The 14,608-nt window shown below is 67.9% G+C and carries 14 protein-coding genes; 1 reads left to right on the top strand and 13 read right to left on the bottom strand.

Annotated features, from left to right (window positions below):
* Positions 1-23: 23 nt before the first annotated feature.
* Genes ABS642_RS02360 through ABS642_RS02340 form a run of 5 tightly spaced genes read right to left on the bottom strand, consistent with a single transcriptional unit; the run spans position 24 to position 5,927 of the window.
* Positions 24-1,202, bottom strand: a complete 1,179-nt coding sequence (locus ABS642_RS02360; RefSeq protein WP_350352114.1) for a Xaa-Pro peptidase family protein — start codon at positions 1,200-1,202, stop codon at positions 24-26.
* A gap of 9 nt (positions 1,203-1,211) precedes the next feature.
* Entirely contained in the window at positions 1,212-2,111 is a 900-nt protein-coding gene (locus ABS642_RS02355) for an ABC transporter permease (RefSeq protein ID WP_350352113.1), read from the bottom strand.
* Positions 2,108-3,070 carry an ABC transporter permease gene (locus ABS642_RS02350; protein WP_282216872.1) on the bottom strand — a complete coding sequence of 321 codons (963 nt, stop codon included), beginning with the start codon at positions 3,068-3,070 and terminating at the stop codon, positions 2,108-2,110. Before ABS642_RS02350 ends, ABS642_RS02355 begins: the two co-directional genes overlap by 4 nt.
* Before the next feature lie 29 nt (positions 3,071-3,099).
* Positions 3,100-4,719 (bottom strand): ABC transporter substrate-binding protein, encoded by a 1,620-nt coding sequence (locus tag ABS642_RS02345; protein ID WP_282216871.1) that lies wholly within the window; start codon positions 4,717-4,719, stop codon positions 3,100-3,102.
* Complete coding sequence (locus ABS642_RS02340; RefSeq protein ID WP_350352112.1) at positions 4,719-5,927, bottom strand: membrane dipeptidase; 1,209 nt, start codon at positions 5,925-5,927, stop codon at positions 4,719-4,721. The genes ABS642_RS02345 and ABS642_RS02340 overlap by 1 nt, the downstream gene beginning before the upstream one ends.
* A gap of 157 nt (positions 5,928-6,084) precedes the next feature.
* Here ABS642_RS02340 and ABS642_RS02335 point away from each other — a divergent pair, with 157 nt between their 5' ends.
* Positions 6,085-7,752 (top strand): ABC transporter ATP-binding protein, encoded by a 1,668-nt coding sequence (locus ABS642_RS02335; RefSeq protein WP_350352111.1) that lies wholly within the window; start codon positions 6,085-6,087, stop codon positions 7,750-7,752.
* A 6-nt stretch (positions 7,753-7,758) separates the two neighbouring features.
* On the opposite strand, the gene ABS642_RS02330 is transcribed toward ABS642_RS02335, so the two are convergent.
* The 8 genes from ABS642_RS02330 to obgE form a co-directional block, all read right to left on the bottom strand.
* Positions 7,759-8,448, bottom strand: coding sequence for an SDR family oxidoreductase (locus ABS642_RS02330; protein ID WP_350352110.1), 690 nt, complete (start codon positions 8,446-8,448; stop codon positions 7,759-7,761).
* 1 nt (position 8,449) lies between these two features.
* Positions 8,450-8,830 (bottom strand): ribosome silencing factor, encoded by a 381-nt coding sequence (gene rsfS, locus ABS642_RS02325; RefSeq protein ID WP_350352109.1) that lies wholly within the window; start codon positions 8,828-8,830, stop codon positions 8,450-8,452.
* Positions 8,830-10,092: a hypothetical protein gene (locus ABS642_RS02320; RefSeq protein ID WP_350352108.1), complete on the bottom strand. Its 1,263-nt coding sequence runs from the start codon at positions 10,090-10,092 to the stop codon at positions 8,830-8,832. The genes rsfS and ABS642_RS02320 overlap by 1 nt, the downstream gene beginning before the upstream one ends.
* The gene (gene nadD / locus ABS642_RS02315; RefSeq protein WP_282216865.1) at positions 10,089-10,694 is read right to left on the bottom strand and encodes a nicotinate-nucleotide adenylyltransferase; all 606 of its coding nucleotides are present in this window, start codon (positions 10,692-10,694) and stop codon (positions 10,089-10,091) included. The genes ABS642_RS02320 and nadD overlap by 4 nt, the downstream gene beginning before the upstream one ends.
* Positions 10,695-10,701: 7 nt before the next feature.
* Complete coding sequence (locus tag ABS642_RS02310; protein ID WP_136056449.1) at positions 10,702-10,926, bottom strand: hypothetical protein; 225 nt, start codon at positions 10,924-10,926, stop codon at positions 10,702-10,704.
* Positions 10,927-10,991: 65 nt separating this feature from the next.
* Entirely contained in the window at positions 10,992-12,245 is a 1,254-nt protein-coding gene (locus ABS642_RS02305; RefSeq protein ID WP_282216864.1) for a glutamate-5-semialdehyde dehydrogenase, read from the bottom strand.
* Positions 12,246-12,254: 9 nt separating this feature from the next.
* Entirely contained in the window at positions 12,255-13,040 is a 786-nt protein-coding gene (gene proB / locus ABS642_RS02300; RefSeq protein WP_282216863.1) for a glutamate 5-kinase, read from the bottom strand.
* Positions 13,037-14,536 (bottom strand): GTPase ObgE, encoded by a 1,500-nt coding sequence (obgE, locus tag ABS642_RS02295; protein ID WP_350352107.1) that lies wholly within the window; start codon positions 14,534-14,536, stop codon positions 13,037-13,039. The genes proB and obgE overlap by 4 nt, the downstream gene beginning before the upstream one ends.
* Positions 14,537-14,608: the final 72 nt, after the last annotated feature.

Below are 14,608 nucleotides of genomic sequence, written 5' to 3'. Positions count from 1 at the left end.
CCTCTTTCTCGAGATCAGATGCGTCAGAGCGCGATGGTGCAGTCGTCGAGACCGCGGGGGAAGGTCGTGAGCGCCTCAGCGCCGTCGTCTGTCACGAGCATGCTGTCGCTGATGCGGTAGCCCGCATGGCCCGGCACGTAGATGCCGGGTTCGTTCGACACGACCATGCCCGCCTCGAGCACGGTGGCGTCGCCGTCCTCCAGCCACGGCGCCTCATGCATGCCGAGGCCGATGCCGTGCCCCTGACGGTGGCGGATGAACTCGCCGAGTCCCGCCTCGCGGATCACGTCCAGGCAGAGACGGTTGGCCTCGCGGCATTCGAGCCCCGCGCGGATCGTCTCGCGGCCGAGCTGCTGGGCGGCACGGATCGTGTCGTGATAGCGGCGCTGGTCGGGGGTCGGCTCCCCCAGCACGAACGTGCGCTCGCCTTCGATGAAACGTCCGCCGACCGCGCAACCGAGCGAGAGCATGAAGGTGTCTCCCGCTTTCAGCCGGTTGACGGAGGGCAGACCGTGGGGGAAAGCAGAGTTCGCCCCGGAGTAGACCAGCCCGCCCGCGAGCAGCGAGGCGACGACCACGTTGCGGTGCTCCGCGTACATCAGGGCGGTGCCCGTCGACGTCACGTGACGCTCGAGCTCGGCCTCGGTGGGCAGGTCGCCGCCGGCGGCGACCGCGTCGGAGACGAGCTGCACGCCCGCGTCCAGCATCCGATCAGTGATGCGCGCCGCCTCGCGGTGCAGGGCGACCTCCTCGGGGAACTTCACGTAGCGGGCTCGGGTGAGAAGGTCGGACCCGACGAGCTCCGCACCGCTCATCGCGGCCCGCGCGGCAGCGAGGCGCTCGTAGGGCATGGTCGAGGCGAAGCCGACCCGGCCCCTCGGCGCCACCGCTGTCGCGAGCACCGCGAACGGCGACACGATGCCGGGGAACTCGAAGAACGCCACCAGCTCGGCGCGCGCCGACTGCGACTGCGCGTACTCCCGCTCGAGCTCCGGCAGGAGCATCACGACCCGCCCGCCGGCCTCGATCCAGACCGCCACCGGCCGCTCCGACGGGTGGTGGAAGAACCCGGTGAGATAGGCGATGTCCTCCGGGTGGTCGGTCAGGAAGGCGTCGAAGCCCTCCTCCGCCATACGATCGCGCACACGGGCCTGCACCCGGTCGAAGAACGCAGGGTCGAGACGCTGGTCGAACACGGTCATGTCGGCCTCCTAGCGGGCGAGATGGCGCGGGTTGCGCGCGTCGTTGTAGGCGATCGACAGCAGCGTCGCCGAGAGCACGAGGACCAGGATCGCGATGGACGGGAAGAGCGTCAGCCACCACGCGCTCACCATCGCACCCGCCTGCTGCGCCTCGTAGAGGATGCGCCCCCACGACCACGTGGTCGGATCCCCCAGACCGAGGAAGGCGAGGCCCGCGGCGGAGAGCACGGCGCGCGACGCCGTCACCACGACCGAAACGACCACCACCGGGGTGACCGCAGGGAGGACGTGCCGCGAGATGATCCACAGCGGCGATGTCGTCATGAGCCGCGACGCGTCGACGTACGGCAGACCGACCACCGTGAGCGCCTGAGAGCGCACGAGGCGCGTGACCTCGGGCCAGGAGAACGCCGCGACGACGAAGATGATCGTCGAGGTGCTGGGACCCACGAGCGCGGCGATCAGGATCATGAGCGGCAGCACGGGCAGCGAGAGCGTCATGTCGACGATCACGCTGATGATGCTGTCGAGCTTGCGGAAGTAGGCGCCGATCACCGCGATGATCGTGCCGAACACGATCGCGATCACCGACGCTGCGACCGCGACGAGCACGCTCTGCTGTGTACCCCAGATGACCTCGGCGAACACGTCTCGACCGAGCGCGTCGGTCCCGAACCAGTGGTCGCCGCTCGGCGGCCGCAGCACGTCGGGTCCGTAGCTGGCCGGATACGGTGCGATGAGTGGCGCCGCCAGCGCGATGATCACGAGCAGGATCAGCAGCCCGAGCGAGATCATGCCGAGCGGATCGCGGCGGAACGCCCGCCAGGTGTGCGCGCCGGCGCGCTCGCTGCCGACGGCGGCGGGCTCGCTGGGAGCGAGGGGGACGGCGGAAGGGAGCGGCGCGGTCATGAGGTCTTCACTCTCGGGTCCAGGTAGCCGTAGATGATGTCGGTGGCGGTGTTCGCGACCACGACCGTGGTGGCGAGCATCAGGAAGGCGCCCTGCAGCACCGGGAAGTCGAGTTGCGTGACCGCTTCGTAGATGCCACGGCCGATGCCCGGGTAGGCGAACACCGTCTCGGTGAGCACCGCCCCGCCGACGAGGAACCCGAGCTGCAGGCCGATCAGGGTGGTCGTCGGCAGCAGCGCATTGCGGAGCGCATGCTTCCAGAGGATGCGCCTGCCGCGAAGCCCGTTGGCCTTGGCGAGGAGGATATAGTCCTCGCCGAGCGTCTCGATGAGCGTCGAGCGCATCGTGAGCACGTAGGACCCGACCTGGATCAGCATGAGCGAGACGGCCGGGAGTACGAGGTGCTGGGCGACGCTGAGGTACCACTCGAGACCGTAGGTGTTGTTCGTGTACGCGCCGCCGATCGGGAACCAGCCGAGGTTCAGCCCGAAGACGAACAGGAGCAGGATCGCCACGCTGGGAACGAACAGGGACTGTCCCGTGACACCGACGATCTGCACCGCCCGGTCGATGAAGCGGCCCTTGTGCGAGGCGGCCGCGACTCCGAGCGGGATGCCGATGATGATCGTCAGCGCCAGGGCCGTGAGCGTCAGCAGCAGCGTCCAGGGCAGCCGCTGCAGGAGCACGTCGAGCACCGGGATCGACTGCGTGAACGAGATCCCGAGGTTGCCCTGGACCAGCTGCCACATGTAGAGGCCGTACTGCACGATCAGGGGCTGGTCGAGCCCGTACTGCTCGAGGATGGTCGCCCGGATGTCGTCCGTCATGTTCGGGCTCGCCAGCGCGAGCGCCGGGTCACCGGGAAGCAGCCGCAGGAGCAGGAACGTCACGGTCACGGCGAACCAGATCGTGAGCAGACCTCGACCTGCGCGACGGAGAATGAACGATGCTCGGGACACCCGGGCGACCTTCCTCGAGATTTCAGTGGTTATTCGACCGGGTGCGCGCTCGCGAGCGAGAGCGGGTTCACGATCGAGAGCAGCTCGCTCGGCTTCGAGATGAAGCCGGCCCATTCGTCGCTGGCGGCGAAGAACAGGTTCTGCGTGTACATGATGTTGTCGTAGACCTGCTCGTGCACGATCTTGTTCGCATCGCGCATGATCGAGATCTTCTCGTCCTCGTCGAAGGTGACCATGCCCTCCTCGATCAGGGCGTTCAGCTCGGGGTCGTCGACGTGCGTGTAGTTGATCGCTCCACCCGGCAGGTATGACAGGGCGAAGTTCGTCACCGGGTCGTCCATGATGGCGAAGTTGCCCGCATAGATGTCGTAGTCCCCTTCGCTGGTCATCGAGAGGTACGTGTTCCGCTCGGTGCCTTGGAGCTCGATCGTGATGCCCGCCTCGGCCGCGGAGTCCTTCACCATCTGCGCCCACTGGCTGGTGACGCTGTCCTGCAGCGAGTAGATCAGGCGGAACGAGACCGGGAAGTTGCCGCCGGCATCCGCCGTGTATCCGGCGTCCTCCATGAGAGAGCGCGCCTTCTCGGGATCGAACTCGTACTCCTTCACCGAATCGTCGTAGTACTTCGCGAGCACCGGCATCAGCGCACTGGACCCGGTCGAGACGGCCTGATCCTGCAGCACCACCGTCCGGATCGCGTCGTAGTCCACCGCATGCGCCAGGGCCTGACGCACTTCGGTCTTCGCGAGGTCCGGCTTCTCCATGTTGTACACGAGGTGCGCGTAGCCGAGTCCGGCCGCTTCGATGACCTGCAGCCCGTCGGTGCTGCTGAGCTGTTCGACCTGCGCCGGCGGAAGGGCGTTCGCGATCACGTCGATCTCGCCGCTCTGCAGCGCGAGGATCTCGGTGTTCACGTCGGGGTACACGCGGTAGACGACCTCGGCGGGGCCGGGCACGCCGCCCTCGACGAGCGGGTAGTCCTCGACACGCTCGAGCGTGTAGTGCTGGCCGACTTGGAAGTCGCTCAGGACGAACGGGCCCATGCCGACCCAGCCGCCGTCGCTGCCGTCGTTCGCGAACTCGGCGATCGAGCCCTTCGGGTCGAAGACGTGCTTCGGCACGACGACGCCCCAGAACCCGATCTCCTCGATGATCGACGAGTCCGGCTGCGTGAGTGTGAGCTCGACGCGGGTGTCCGAGACCGCGGTCGCGGTGTCGAGGTTGCCCAGCTGCCCGAAGAACGTCCCGGGCGCCTGATCGCGCTTGACCGCGTTCAGGGTCCAGGCGACGTCCTCGGCGGTGAGCGGCTCGCCGTCGCTCCACGTGAGGTCGTCGCGGATCTCGTAGAACCCGGTCGTGTCGTCCACGTAGCCCCAGTCGGTGGCCACGTGGGCCTCCTTGGTGCCGTCCTCGCTGATGCTCAGCAGGTGCGGATACATCAGGTTCGTGATCCAGGAGTCGGTCCGGCTGTTTCCGAGCACCGGGTTGAAGTTCACGACGTCGGTCGTCGTGCCGATGCTGAGCGTCTCATCGCTCGGACCGGTGCTTCCGGATGTCTCGCCCGGCTCCGGAGCCGTGGGGGCGCACGCGGCGAGACCGACGGCGAGAGCCGCGGCGGCGCCGAGTGCGAGGTACTTGCTGTGCTTCATCAGACCCAAACCTCCTCGAGTACGCGCATGGTGTTCCCACCGACGACGGCGCGGATCTCGTCGTCGGAGTAGTCGTGCTTCACAAGCCAGCCGATGATGTTGTAGAACGCCTCGGCCGGGTTCTCGATGCCGTCGACGTACGGCTGCTTCTCGTACTCGACGTTGGCGTGCGCCTGGCCGAGGGACAGGTTCGACGAGAAGGCGTCGTGCAGTCCGACGTGGTCGCCGAAGAGCGTGTCCGGACCGAAGCTCACGTGCTCGAGACCGACCAGGTCGACGCAGTACTGGAAGTGGTCCATCACGGATTCCAGCGAGTGCTTCGGATGCTGCGGCGAGATCGTCGTGTGCGGCGCCGCCTCGATGCCGATCACACCGCCGCGCTTCGCGCACTCGATGATGGTCTCGTCGGTCTTCATGCGGTTCGTCGGCCACAGGCCGCGCGCACCGGCGTGCGTGATGAACACCGGCTTCTGGGAGTGCGCGATCACGTCGAGGCACGTCTGGTCGCCCGAGTGGGAGATGTCGATCGCGATGCCGAGCTTGTTCATGCGCTCGACCGCGCGCTCGCCGAAGTACGTCAGGCCGCCGTCGCCGCGCTCCTTGAGGCCGCCGCCCAGCATGTTCGCCTCCGAGTAGGCGATGCCCATCTGGCGCACGCCGAAACCGTACAGCACGTCCAGGCGATCGACCTCGTTCTCGATCATCGTCGACGCTTCGAGTGCGAAGATGTGGGCCACTCGACCGGTCTCCGCCGCGTAACGGATGTCCTTGATCGACTCGGCCTTGATGACGAAGTCCTGGTGCGCGAGGTCGGCCATGCGCACGCCGAGGTCGAAGAGCACGTCCTGATACCTCCAGCCGGCGTCGCTGGAGATGCAGCAGGTGCCGTCCATGCCGTTGTCGAAGACGGCGGTGAGACCAGAGCGCGCCAGCCCCTGGTAGCCGGTGGGTTCGCGGCCCTGACGGATGTGGTCGCGGAGCTCGCCCATGTCCTCGGGGAACACCTGCACATGCTCGTGCAGGGAGATGACGGTCTCCTCGCGCAACAGGCGCTCGGTGCGCTCCTTCTGGGTGTCGCTGAGCTCGAGTCCCTCGTATGCCGGCACGCGGCCGATCTGCTTCGCGTAGCGGAACTCGCGGTAGTCCTTGCCTGCTTCGAGGTAGTCGTAGGCGGTGTAGCCGCTGTAGCGGTCTGCTTCTTCGAGCACGAATGCGCTCCTTCGGTTCGGTGATGCGGATGCCTCTCCCGATCGACGCGTGGGAGATTTCTCGAATCTCGATGATTTCGGCGCAAATATCAACCTTGCTGAACAAATTCGGCTGAGATGTTTCCTGTTCGAAACAATTCAGAGGTACGCTCCTGGCATGATGGCAAGCATGGAGAACACGTCACCGCCGGAGAACGGCGTCGTCCTCGACGTCCGCGGGCTCACAGTCACGCTGTCCACGGACGGGCGTCCGAACCGTGTCGTCGACGACATCGACATCACGGTGCGCAAAGGCGAGGTCTTCGCTCTGCTCGGCGAGTCAGGGTCCGGCAAGTCGATGACGGCCCGCGCGATCATGGGCCTGATCGACAACGGCGACGTCGAGGCGACGAGCATGACGCTCGGCTCCACCGACCTGCTCGCCCTCTCCCCCGAGCAGCACCGCCGTCTGCGTGGCGTCAAAGTCAGTCTCGTGATGCAGGATGCACTCTCCGCCCTCAATCCTGTGCTCAGCATCGGCGATCAGATCGTCGACCTCATCCGCGCCCACCGGCCGGACAGCCGGCGCGCAGCTCTGGCGCGCGCCGTCGAGCTCCTGACGCTCGTCGGGATCCCCACCCCGGAGAAGCGCGTGCACGACTACGCGCATCAGTTCTCGGGCGGCCAGCGTCAGCGCATCCTCATCGCGATGGCGATCGCACTCGAGCCCGACCTCATCATCGCCGACGAGCCGACGACCGCGCTCGACGTCACCGTCCAGGCGCAGATCCTCGACCTGCTGCTCTCGCTGCGCGATCGACTCGGCATGGGCATGCTGCTCATCACCCACGACCTCGGCGTCGTGATGGAGGTCGCTGATCATGTCGCCGTCATGCGCACGGGGCGCATCGTCGAAGCAGGCAGAGCCGACGATGTCCTCACCCGACCCCAGCATCCGTACACCCTGCAGCTGCTGAACGCCGTGCCGCAGGACGTGAGTGCTGCTGTCGAGGACGACGGCTCCACCCCGATCCTCGACGGCCGCGGCCTCGAGCGCACCTTCCGCTCCGGCAGCGGGCGTCGCGCGCACCGCGTGGCTGCCGTGGCCGGCGTCGACCTCCAGTTGCGCAGCGGCGAGATCCTCGCGATCGTCGGAGAGTCCGGGAGCGGCAAGTCGACCCTGGCGCGCATGCTGGTCGGCCTCGACTCCCCCGACGCCGGGACCCTGCGCTACCGCGACGAGGACGTGACGCGAGGACGGCTGCGCGATCGCAGGATCCTCCGTCGCGGCGTGCAGATGGTCTTCCAAGACCCGTACATGTCGCTGAATCCGAGGATGACCGTCCAGCAGATCATCGCCGAACCTCTCGCCGCCACACGGACCGGGAGTCCGTCCAGCCGGCGCGACCGCGTCGCCGAGCTGCTCGAACTCGTGGGACTCACCCCGGAGATGGCGTCGCGCTTCCCCCATCAGTTCTCCGGCGGTCAGCGCCAGCGCATCGGCATCGCCCGTGCTCTCGCCCTCGACCCCGACGTGCTGGTGTGCGACGAGCCGGTCTCCGCGCTCGATGTGTCGATCCGCGCGCAGATCATCGACCTGCTCTGCGATCTGCGCGAGCGCCTCGGGATGTCCATCGTCTTCATCGCGCACGATCTCTCGCTCGTGCGGCACATCGCCGACCGCGTCGCCGTGATGTATCTGGGCCACATGGTCGAGATCGGCGCCACGGAAGAGGTCTACCGGAATCCCACGCATCCGTACACGCGCTCACTGCTCTCGGCGATCCCTCCGCAGACGCGCGCAGAGCGCGGGATGCTGTCGCGGAGGACGCGTCTGACGGCCTGACCCGGCTCAGACGCCGGGGCGCACCGTCAGATCCGTGATCTGCGCATCACGCGGCAGATCGAGCGCGGTGAGGATGGTCGTCGCGACGGCATCCGCACTGATGAAGCGCTCGGGCACGTACTCGCTGCCCTCCTGCTGATGCACGCGTTCCTGCATCGGCGTGGCCGTGCGTCCGGGGAAGATCGAGGTGACGCGCACACCGTGCTCGACCTCTTCCGCCCGCAGGGCGTCGGCCAGCGCCTTGAGCCCGTGCTTCGAGGCGGCGTAGGCCGACCACCCGGCGTGTGCATGCAGACCGGCGCCCGAGTTGACGAACACCACCTGTCCGCGTGACACGCGCAGCACCGGGAGGAGGAGCCGCGTGAGCTCGGCAGGTGCGACGAGGTTCACGGCCAGCTGCTGCTCCCACAGCGCCGGCGGAAGGTCGGCCACCGCGCCGAGGTCGACGACACCCGCCACGTGCAGCACAGAGTCGATGCGCTCCGGCAGGTTCTGCTTCGAGAGCGCCCAGGAGATGCGGCCAGGATTCGCGAGGTCCGCCACCAGCGTCGAGACACCGGGAAGCTCCGCCGCGATCGCGCGGGCGCGACCGAGGTCTCTCGCGACCGCGACGACCTGATCTCCGCGAGCGAGCAGCCGGCGGGCGAGGACAGCGCCGATGCCGGAGCCCGCACCGGTGATCAGGTGCGTCTGCACGTCAGGGACGATCCGCAGCCGGCTCGGCGACGTCGATCGGGACGACGGGGCAGTCCTTCCAGAGGCGCTCGAGGCCGTAGTAGACCCGCTCCTCCTGGTGGAAGACGTGGACGATCAGGTCGCCGAAGTCGAGGAGAACCCAGCGTGCCTCGGCACGACCCTCTCGGCGGACGCGCTTATGGCCCGATTCGATCAGCCGGTCCTCGATCTCATCGGCGATCGCGGCGACGTTGCGCTCGCTGTTTCCGGTGACGAGAAGGAAGATGTCGACGAGCGGCAGCGGCTCCGACACGTTGAGCGCGACGAGGTCCTCACCACCCTTGTCGATGGCGGCTTGTGCTGCGAGGTGCAGCATCTCTTCGGCGGTTTCAGGTGATTGCATCAGAACACATTCGTTGTGAAGGCGAAGATGAGGGCGACACCCAGAGCGAGTGCAAGGCCCCCGGCGACGATCGCCAGGATGAGCATGAGTTTGTTGCCCTTTTCCGGAGCAGGAGGTCGGATGACCTCGCCGGCGGGCTTGATGGTGCTGACCGCGGAGCTCGCGGCGATCGGAGTCGGAGATGATGCCGGCGGCAGCTCGCCGTCGATGAGCACTGCGTCGACGTCCTTGCCGTCGGTGGTCCCGTGCGCGTGGCCCTGCGAGCCGAGGCCCTTCGGGAGCTCGTATGACCCGGTCACCAGGATCTCACCCGTCGAGGCGACGGGACCGGAGAGCGATCCCTCCCCCGGCGACGGGGTGAAGATCAGCGCGTTCGGTGCGGAGTGCTGCGAACCGGTGGAGTCGCCCACCGTGAGCAGCTCGTCGAACGAGGGGCGGAACGGTGCATGCACATCAGGAGCATCCGCCAGCACGCCCTCGCCGAAGGCGGGGTTGACGGTCGGGCGAGGATCCGCGGCGACGTCATCGTCATCGGCGTCCTCGACATCGGCGAGCACATCGTCGGTCGTGGGGTCGCTGCTCTCCGCTGAGAGGCCGAGGACGGCGGCCACGTCGTCCTGCCGGTCGGCATCCGCCGGCTCCTCGACGACCTCGAGCGGAACGGCTCCCACGGAGTCGGACGCTTCGGAGGCACGGACCGGCTCGACGACGATCTCGTCGTCGATGTCATCGTCGTCGCCCGCCGTGTCGGCCGGGGCGGGAGTGGAGAAGTCGGGGACGCCGGAGACGATGCCCGACGATGCGGGTGCCGGGGTCGGCACGGCGAATTCTGGGGCCTGCGGCTCGACCGTCTCAGGAGCGCTGACTTCCGGCTCTACGACCTCAGCTTCGACAACTGCGGGCTCGACGACCTCAGGCTCGACGACCTCGGGCTCGATGACCTCGGGCGTCGCGGGCGCCTGATCCTGCACAGGGGCATGCTCTTCGCCCACGGGAACAGCACCGGTCTTGATCCGCTCCTGCTCGCGGACCTGGCGACGCGTCAGCGGGACGCCCGCATCATCGACAGCGTCGGGGACGGCGGGGGCGGGAGGGATCTCCACCGGCTCCGAGGCGCGGGGCAGGGGCGGCGCGGGCGGGGCCGTCTCGGCCGCTGCCGCCGCCTCTTCCGGGGTGATCACGGGCGTGGAACCCGTCAGGCGGATCTCCCGCAGCTGCTTGCGCGTCAGCGGACCGTGATCCTGCTGATCCGAAGTACTCATGCCTTGCTCCGATACAGATGATGCTTCGCGATGTACTGAACGACTCCGTCGGGGACCAGGTACCAGACCGGCTGATCGTCGCGAACGCGTTCACGGCAGACCGTCGATGAGATCGACAGTGCCGGTACCTCCAGTTGGCTGACGTTGTCGCTCGGGAGGCCGTCGGTGCTCAGGACGTGTCCTGGGCGAGAGACCGCGACGAAGTGGGCCAACTCCCACAACTCATCATGGTCCCTCCAACTGAGAATTTGCGCTACGGCATCCGCTCCGGTGATGAAGAACAGCTCCGCATCGGGCCGATCGCGCTTCAGATCGCGGAGCGTGTCGATCGTGTAGGTCGGTCCCTCACGATTGATGTCGACCCTGCTGACCGTGAACTGCGGGTTGGATGCCGTGGCGATCACCGTCATCAGATAGCGGTGCTCGCTGGGGGTGACGTCGGACTTCTGCCACGGATGGCCGGTCGGGACGAACACCACCTCGTCGAGATCGAAGGAGTGCGCGACCTCGCTCGCGGCGACCAGATGGCCATGATGGATGGGGTCGAACGTTCCGCCCATCACGCCGATGCGCGGGGTGCGCGTGGTCGCAGCAGCATTCATGAAGGGCCTAGTGGCCGTGTCCTGCCTCGTGTCCGTCCTTGCCGTGCTTCGCGGCCCAGGCCTCGGCCTTCGCGGAATGACGGTTGGCGACGTTCTTGTACGACAGGGTCACCAGAGCCAGGAAGGCGAAGACGATGATGGCGATGACCCCGAAGATCAGCGTCTCGAGCTGGACGTTGCCGTGATGCTCTGTTTCGGCGGCGGCCATCGCGATCTGTGCGACGAGGTTCATCGTGACTCCGTTTCGTGGCGTGCTCTTCGGGATCCTGAGCGGGACAGCGTCCCCCAGTCTAGCCCTCAGCCGCGGGTCTGACCCGATCCACGCGCGAGCCACTTCGTGCTGGTCAGCTCGGAGAGCCCCATCGGACCGCGAGCGTGCAGCTTCTGCGTCGAGATGCCGACCTCCGCACCGAATCCGAACTCGCCTCCGTCGGTGAAACGGGTCGAGGCGTTGGCCATCACCACGGCGGAGTCGACCTCCGCGAGGAACCGCTCCGCGTTGCGCGCATCCGTCGTGACGATCGACTCGGTGTGGCCCGTGCTGTACCGGCGGATGTGGTCGAGGGCCTCATCGAGCGAATCGACGACCTTCATCGCGATGTCGAGGCTGAGGTACTCCGTCGCCCAGTCCTCCTCGGTGGCGGGGATCACGTTCGAGACGAGACCGGCGACGATGTCGTCGCCGTGGATCGCGACGCCTTCGCTCTGCAGCGCGCTGGCGACCAGCGGGATGAGCCGCGGGGCCGCCTGCCGGTGCACGAGAACCGTCTCCACCGCGTTGCACACGCTCGGACGCTGCACCTTGGCGTTCACGACGATGTCGCGCGCCCAGTCGTCGGGCGCGGTCTCGTCGAGCAGGATGTGGACGTTGCCCGCGCCGGTCTCGATCACCGGGACCGTCGACTCGGTGACCACGGTCTCGATCAGCCCGGCGCTTCCGCGCGGGACGAGGACATCGATGTAGCCACGGCCGTTCATGAGCGCCTTCGCGCCGTCGCGACCGAAGTCGTCGACGGTCTGGATCGCCTCGGCGGTGACTCCCGCGCCCTCGAGTGCGTCGCGCATGACCTCGACCAGCACCGTGTTGGACTCGCGCGCGGCGCTCCCGCCGCGCAGCACGACCGCGTTGCCCGACCGCAGCGCCAGAGCCGCGATGTCGACCGTCACGTTGGGGCGGGCCTCGTAGATCGCTCCGACCACACCGAAGGGCACGCGCACCTGCTCCAGAGCCACACCGTTCGGCATGCGGTGCCCGCCCACGACACGGCCGACCGGATCCGGAAGGGAGGACACCTGACGCACCGCGGCGGCGAGAGCCGCGACGCGCTTCTCATCGAGCCGCAGCCGGTCGATGAGCGACTCGCCGATGCCGTCCTCGCGCCCGCGTGCGATGTCGCGTGCGTTCGCCTCGATGATGCGGGCACTGTTCTGCTCGAGAGCCACGGCGATCGCCTCGAGAGCGCGCACCTTGTCGTCGCTGGTGAGGGCTGCGGTGGCGCGAGACGCCTCTTTGGCGCGCTCCAGGCGCACCTGCGGGGTCTGGTCGGTCATCCGCCCAGTTTAGGAGATGGCCGGTTCGAACCAGGTCCCTATTTCAGCGCCGGCGAGAGCCTTGTCGACGAGGTCGGCGCTGGTCACCAGGACGCCGATGCCGGATGCCGCAGCGAGACGCGCGGCGGAGACCTTGGTCGCCGCTCCCCCGGTCCCGACGCTGTTCACGACCGTCGCGCCGAACTCGAGCCCGGTGAGGTCGGCATCCGGTGCGACGATGTCGATCGGCTCCGCTCCGGGATCGGACGGGGGCTTCGTGTAGAGCGACTCGATGTCGCTGAGCAGGATAAGCGCGTCCGCCTCGATCAGCTGGGCGACGAGGGCACCGAGCCGATCGTTGTCTCCGAATCGGATCTCCTGCGTCGCCACGGTGTCGTTCTCGTTGACGATCGGCAGGATGCGCAGGCCGAGCAGACGCTCCATCGCGCGGCGGGCGTTCGAGCGCGACGTCGGGTTCTCCAGATCGCCCGTGGTGAGCAGCACCTGTCCCGCGACGATGTCGAAGGGACGCAGCGACTCCTGGTACCGGTACACGAGGATGTTCTGCCCGACCGCGGCCGCGGCCTGCTGCGTCGCCAGATCCGTCGGACGAGCATCGAGGCGCAGGAAGGGGATGCCGGTGGCGATGGCACCCGACGAGACCAGCACGACCTCCGCGCCGCGAGCGTGTGCGGCGGCGAGGGCCTCGACCAGCACGGGGATCCGCCAGGAGGACTCGCCGCTGACCGACGAGGATCCCACCTTCACGACGATGCGAGACGCCGTCGCGAGGTCGGCGCGGGTGCGTGCGGTCACTCGCCGTCCTCGCGGTAAGCCGCGAGGCGCTGAGCCTCCACCTCCGCACGAGCAGCGGCCTTGGCATCCATGCGCTCGTAGTACGTGGCGCGACGTTCCGTCGTCGTGCGACGCTCGTTCGGCGCGAGACGCGGGTCGGTTCCTCGGGGCGCGGCCATCAGCTCGGCGGCGGAGTTCATCGTCGGCTCCCAGTCGAACACGATGCTGTCGCCCTCGCCGATCACGACGGTCGATCCCTGCACGGCGCCGACGCGGAAGAGCTCGAGCTCGACGCCCAGCTTGTCGAGGCGATCGGCCAGGTATCCGACGGCCTCTTCGTTCTGGAAGTCGGTCTGCTGCACCCAGCGCACCGGCTTGTCGCCGAGGACGCGGTAGATGTTGCCGTACGTGCCGCCCTCGACCCGGATCGAGAAGTCCTTCTTCGACCCGCGCGGGCGGATGACGACCCGCTCCTTCGGAGTCGCGATGACAGCCTCGGCCTTGTGCTTCTCGACCAGCTCGCCGAGAGCCAGGGTGAGCGGGCGGAGTCCTTCGTGCGAGACCGTGGAGATCTCGAACACGCGGAATCCGCGTGCCTCGAGGTCGGGGCGCACCATCTCGGCGAGGTCGCGCGCCTCGGGCACGTCGATCTTGTTCAGGGCGATGATCTGCGGACGCTCGAGCAGAGGCGTCTGTCCCTCGGGCACCTCGTACGCGGCGAGCTCGGCGAGGATGATGTCGAGGTCGGAGATCGGGTCGCGGCCGGGCTCGAGCGTGGCGCAGTCGAGCACGTGCAGCAGCACGGTGCAGCGCTCGACGTGGCGCAGGAACTCCAGACCCAGTCCGCGTCCCTCGCTCGCGCCTTCGATGAGGCCGGGGACGTCGGCGACGGTGTAGCGGAAGTTCTCCGACTGGACGACGCCGAGATTCGGGTGCAGCGTGGTGAACGGGTAGTCGGCGATCTTGGGCCGGGCGGCCGAGATGGCACCGATCAGGCTCGACTTGCCGGCGGACGGGTAGCCCACCAGAGCGATGTCGGCGACGGTCTTCAACTCGAGGACGACATCGCCCTCGTACCCGGGGGTGCCGAGGAGCGCGAACCCGGGCGCCTTGCGCTTCGTCGTGGCGAGGGCCGCGTTCCCGAGACCGCCCTGACCGCCGGCGGCGACGACGAAGCGCTCCCCCGGCTCGACCATGTCGATCAGGACCTCGCCGGCGGTGTTCTTCACGACGGTGCCGACGGGGACCGGGAGCTCGAGCGTCTCGCCCAGGAATCCGGAGCGGTGATCGCCCATGCCGGGTCCGCCGTTGCCCGAGCTGCGATGCGGCGAGTGGTGGTACGACAGCAGGGTGCCGGTCTGCGGGTCGGCGACCAGCACGACGTCGCCGCCGTCGCCGCCGTTCCCGCCGTCCGGACCTCCAAGAGGCTTGAACTTCTCGCGGTGCACCGAGACACAGCCGTTGCCGCCCTTGCCCGCACGCAGGTGCAGTGTCACGGTGTCGACGAACGTGACCATGTCTCGATCTCCTCCTGTTTGGTTCTGTGCCGCCCGCCGAAGTCCCGGCGGGCAGATACACGGACGGGGCGA

It is taken from the genome of Microbacterium sp. A8/3-1, assembly GCF_040267695.1.
Taxonomy (GTDB): Bacteria; Actinomycetota; Actinomycetes; order Actinomycetales; family Microbacteriaceae; genus Microbacterium; species Microbacterium luteolum.
This window is presented reverse-complemented; position numbering and strand designations above follow the sequence as displayed.

What these genes read in the sequence shown, in the direction of transcription:
- ABS642_RS02360 (WP_350352114.1), bottom strand. Translation starts at nt 1,202, where the DNA reads ATGACCGTGTTCGACCAGCGTCTCGACCCTGCGTTCTTCGACCGGGTG.
- ABS642_RS02355 (WP_350352113.1), bottom strand. Translation starts at nt 2,111, where the DNA reads ATGACCGCGCCGCTCCCTTCCGCCGTCCCCCTCGCTCCCAGCGAGCCC.
- ABS642_RS02345 (WP_282216871.1), bottom strand. Translation starts at nt 4,719, where the DNA reads ATGAAGCACAGCAAGTACCTCGCACTCGGCGCCGCCGCGGCTCTCGCC.
- ABS642_RS02335 (WP_350352111.1), top strand. Translation starts at nt 6,085, where the DNA reads ATGATGGCAAGCATGGAGAACACGTCACCGCCGGAGAACGGCGTCGTC.
- rsfS (WP_350352109.1), bottom strand. Translation starts at nt 8,830, where the DNA reads ATGCAATCACCTGAAACCGCCGAAGAGATGCTGCACCTCGCAGCACAA.
- ABS642_RS02320 (WP_350352108.1), bottom strand. Translation starts at nt 10,092, where the DNA reads ATGAGTACTTCGGATCAGCAGGATCACGGTCCGCTGACGCGCAAGCAG.
- nadD (WP_282216865.1), bottom strand. Translation starts at nt 10,694, where the DNA reads ATGAATGCTGCTGCGACCACGCGCACCCCGCGCATCGGCGTGATGGGC.
- ABS642_RS02310 (WP_136056449.1), bottom strand. Translation starts at nt 10,926, where the DNA reads ATGAACCTCGTCGCACAGATCGCGATGGCCGCCGCCGAAACAGAGCAT.
- ABS642_RS02305 (WP_282216864.1), bottom strand. Translation starts at nt 12,245, where the DNA reads ATGACCGACCAGACCCCGCAGGTGCGCCTGGAGCGCGCCAAAGAGGCG.
- obgE (WP_350352107.1), bottom strand. Translation starts at nt 14,536, where the DNA reads ATGGTCACGTTCGTCGACACCGTGACACTGCACCTGCGTGCGGGCAAG.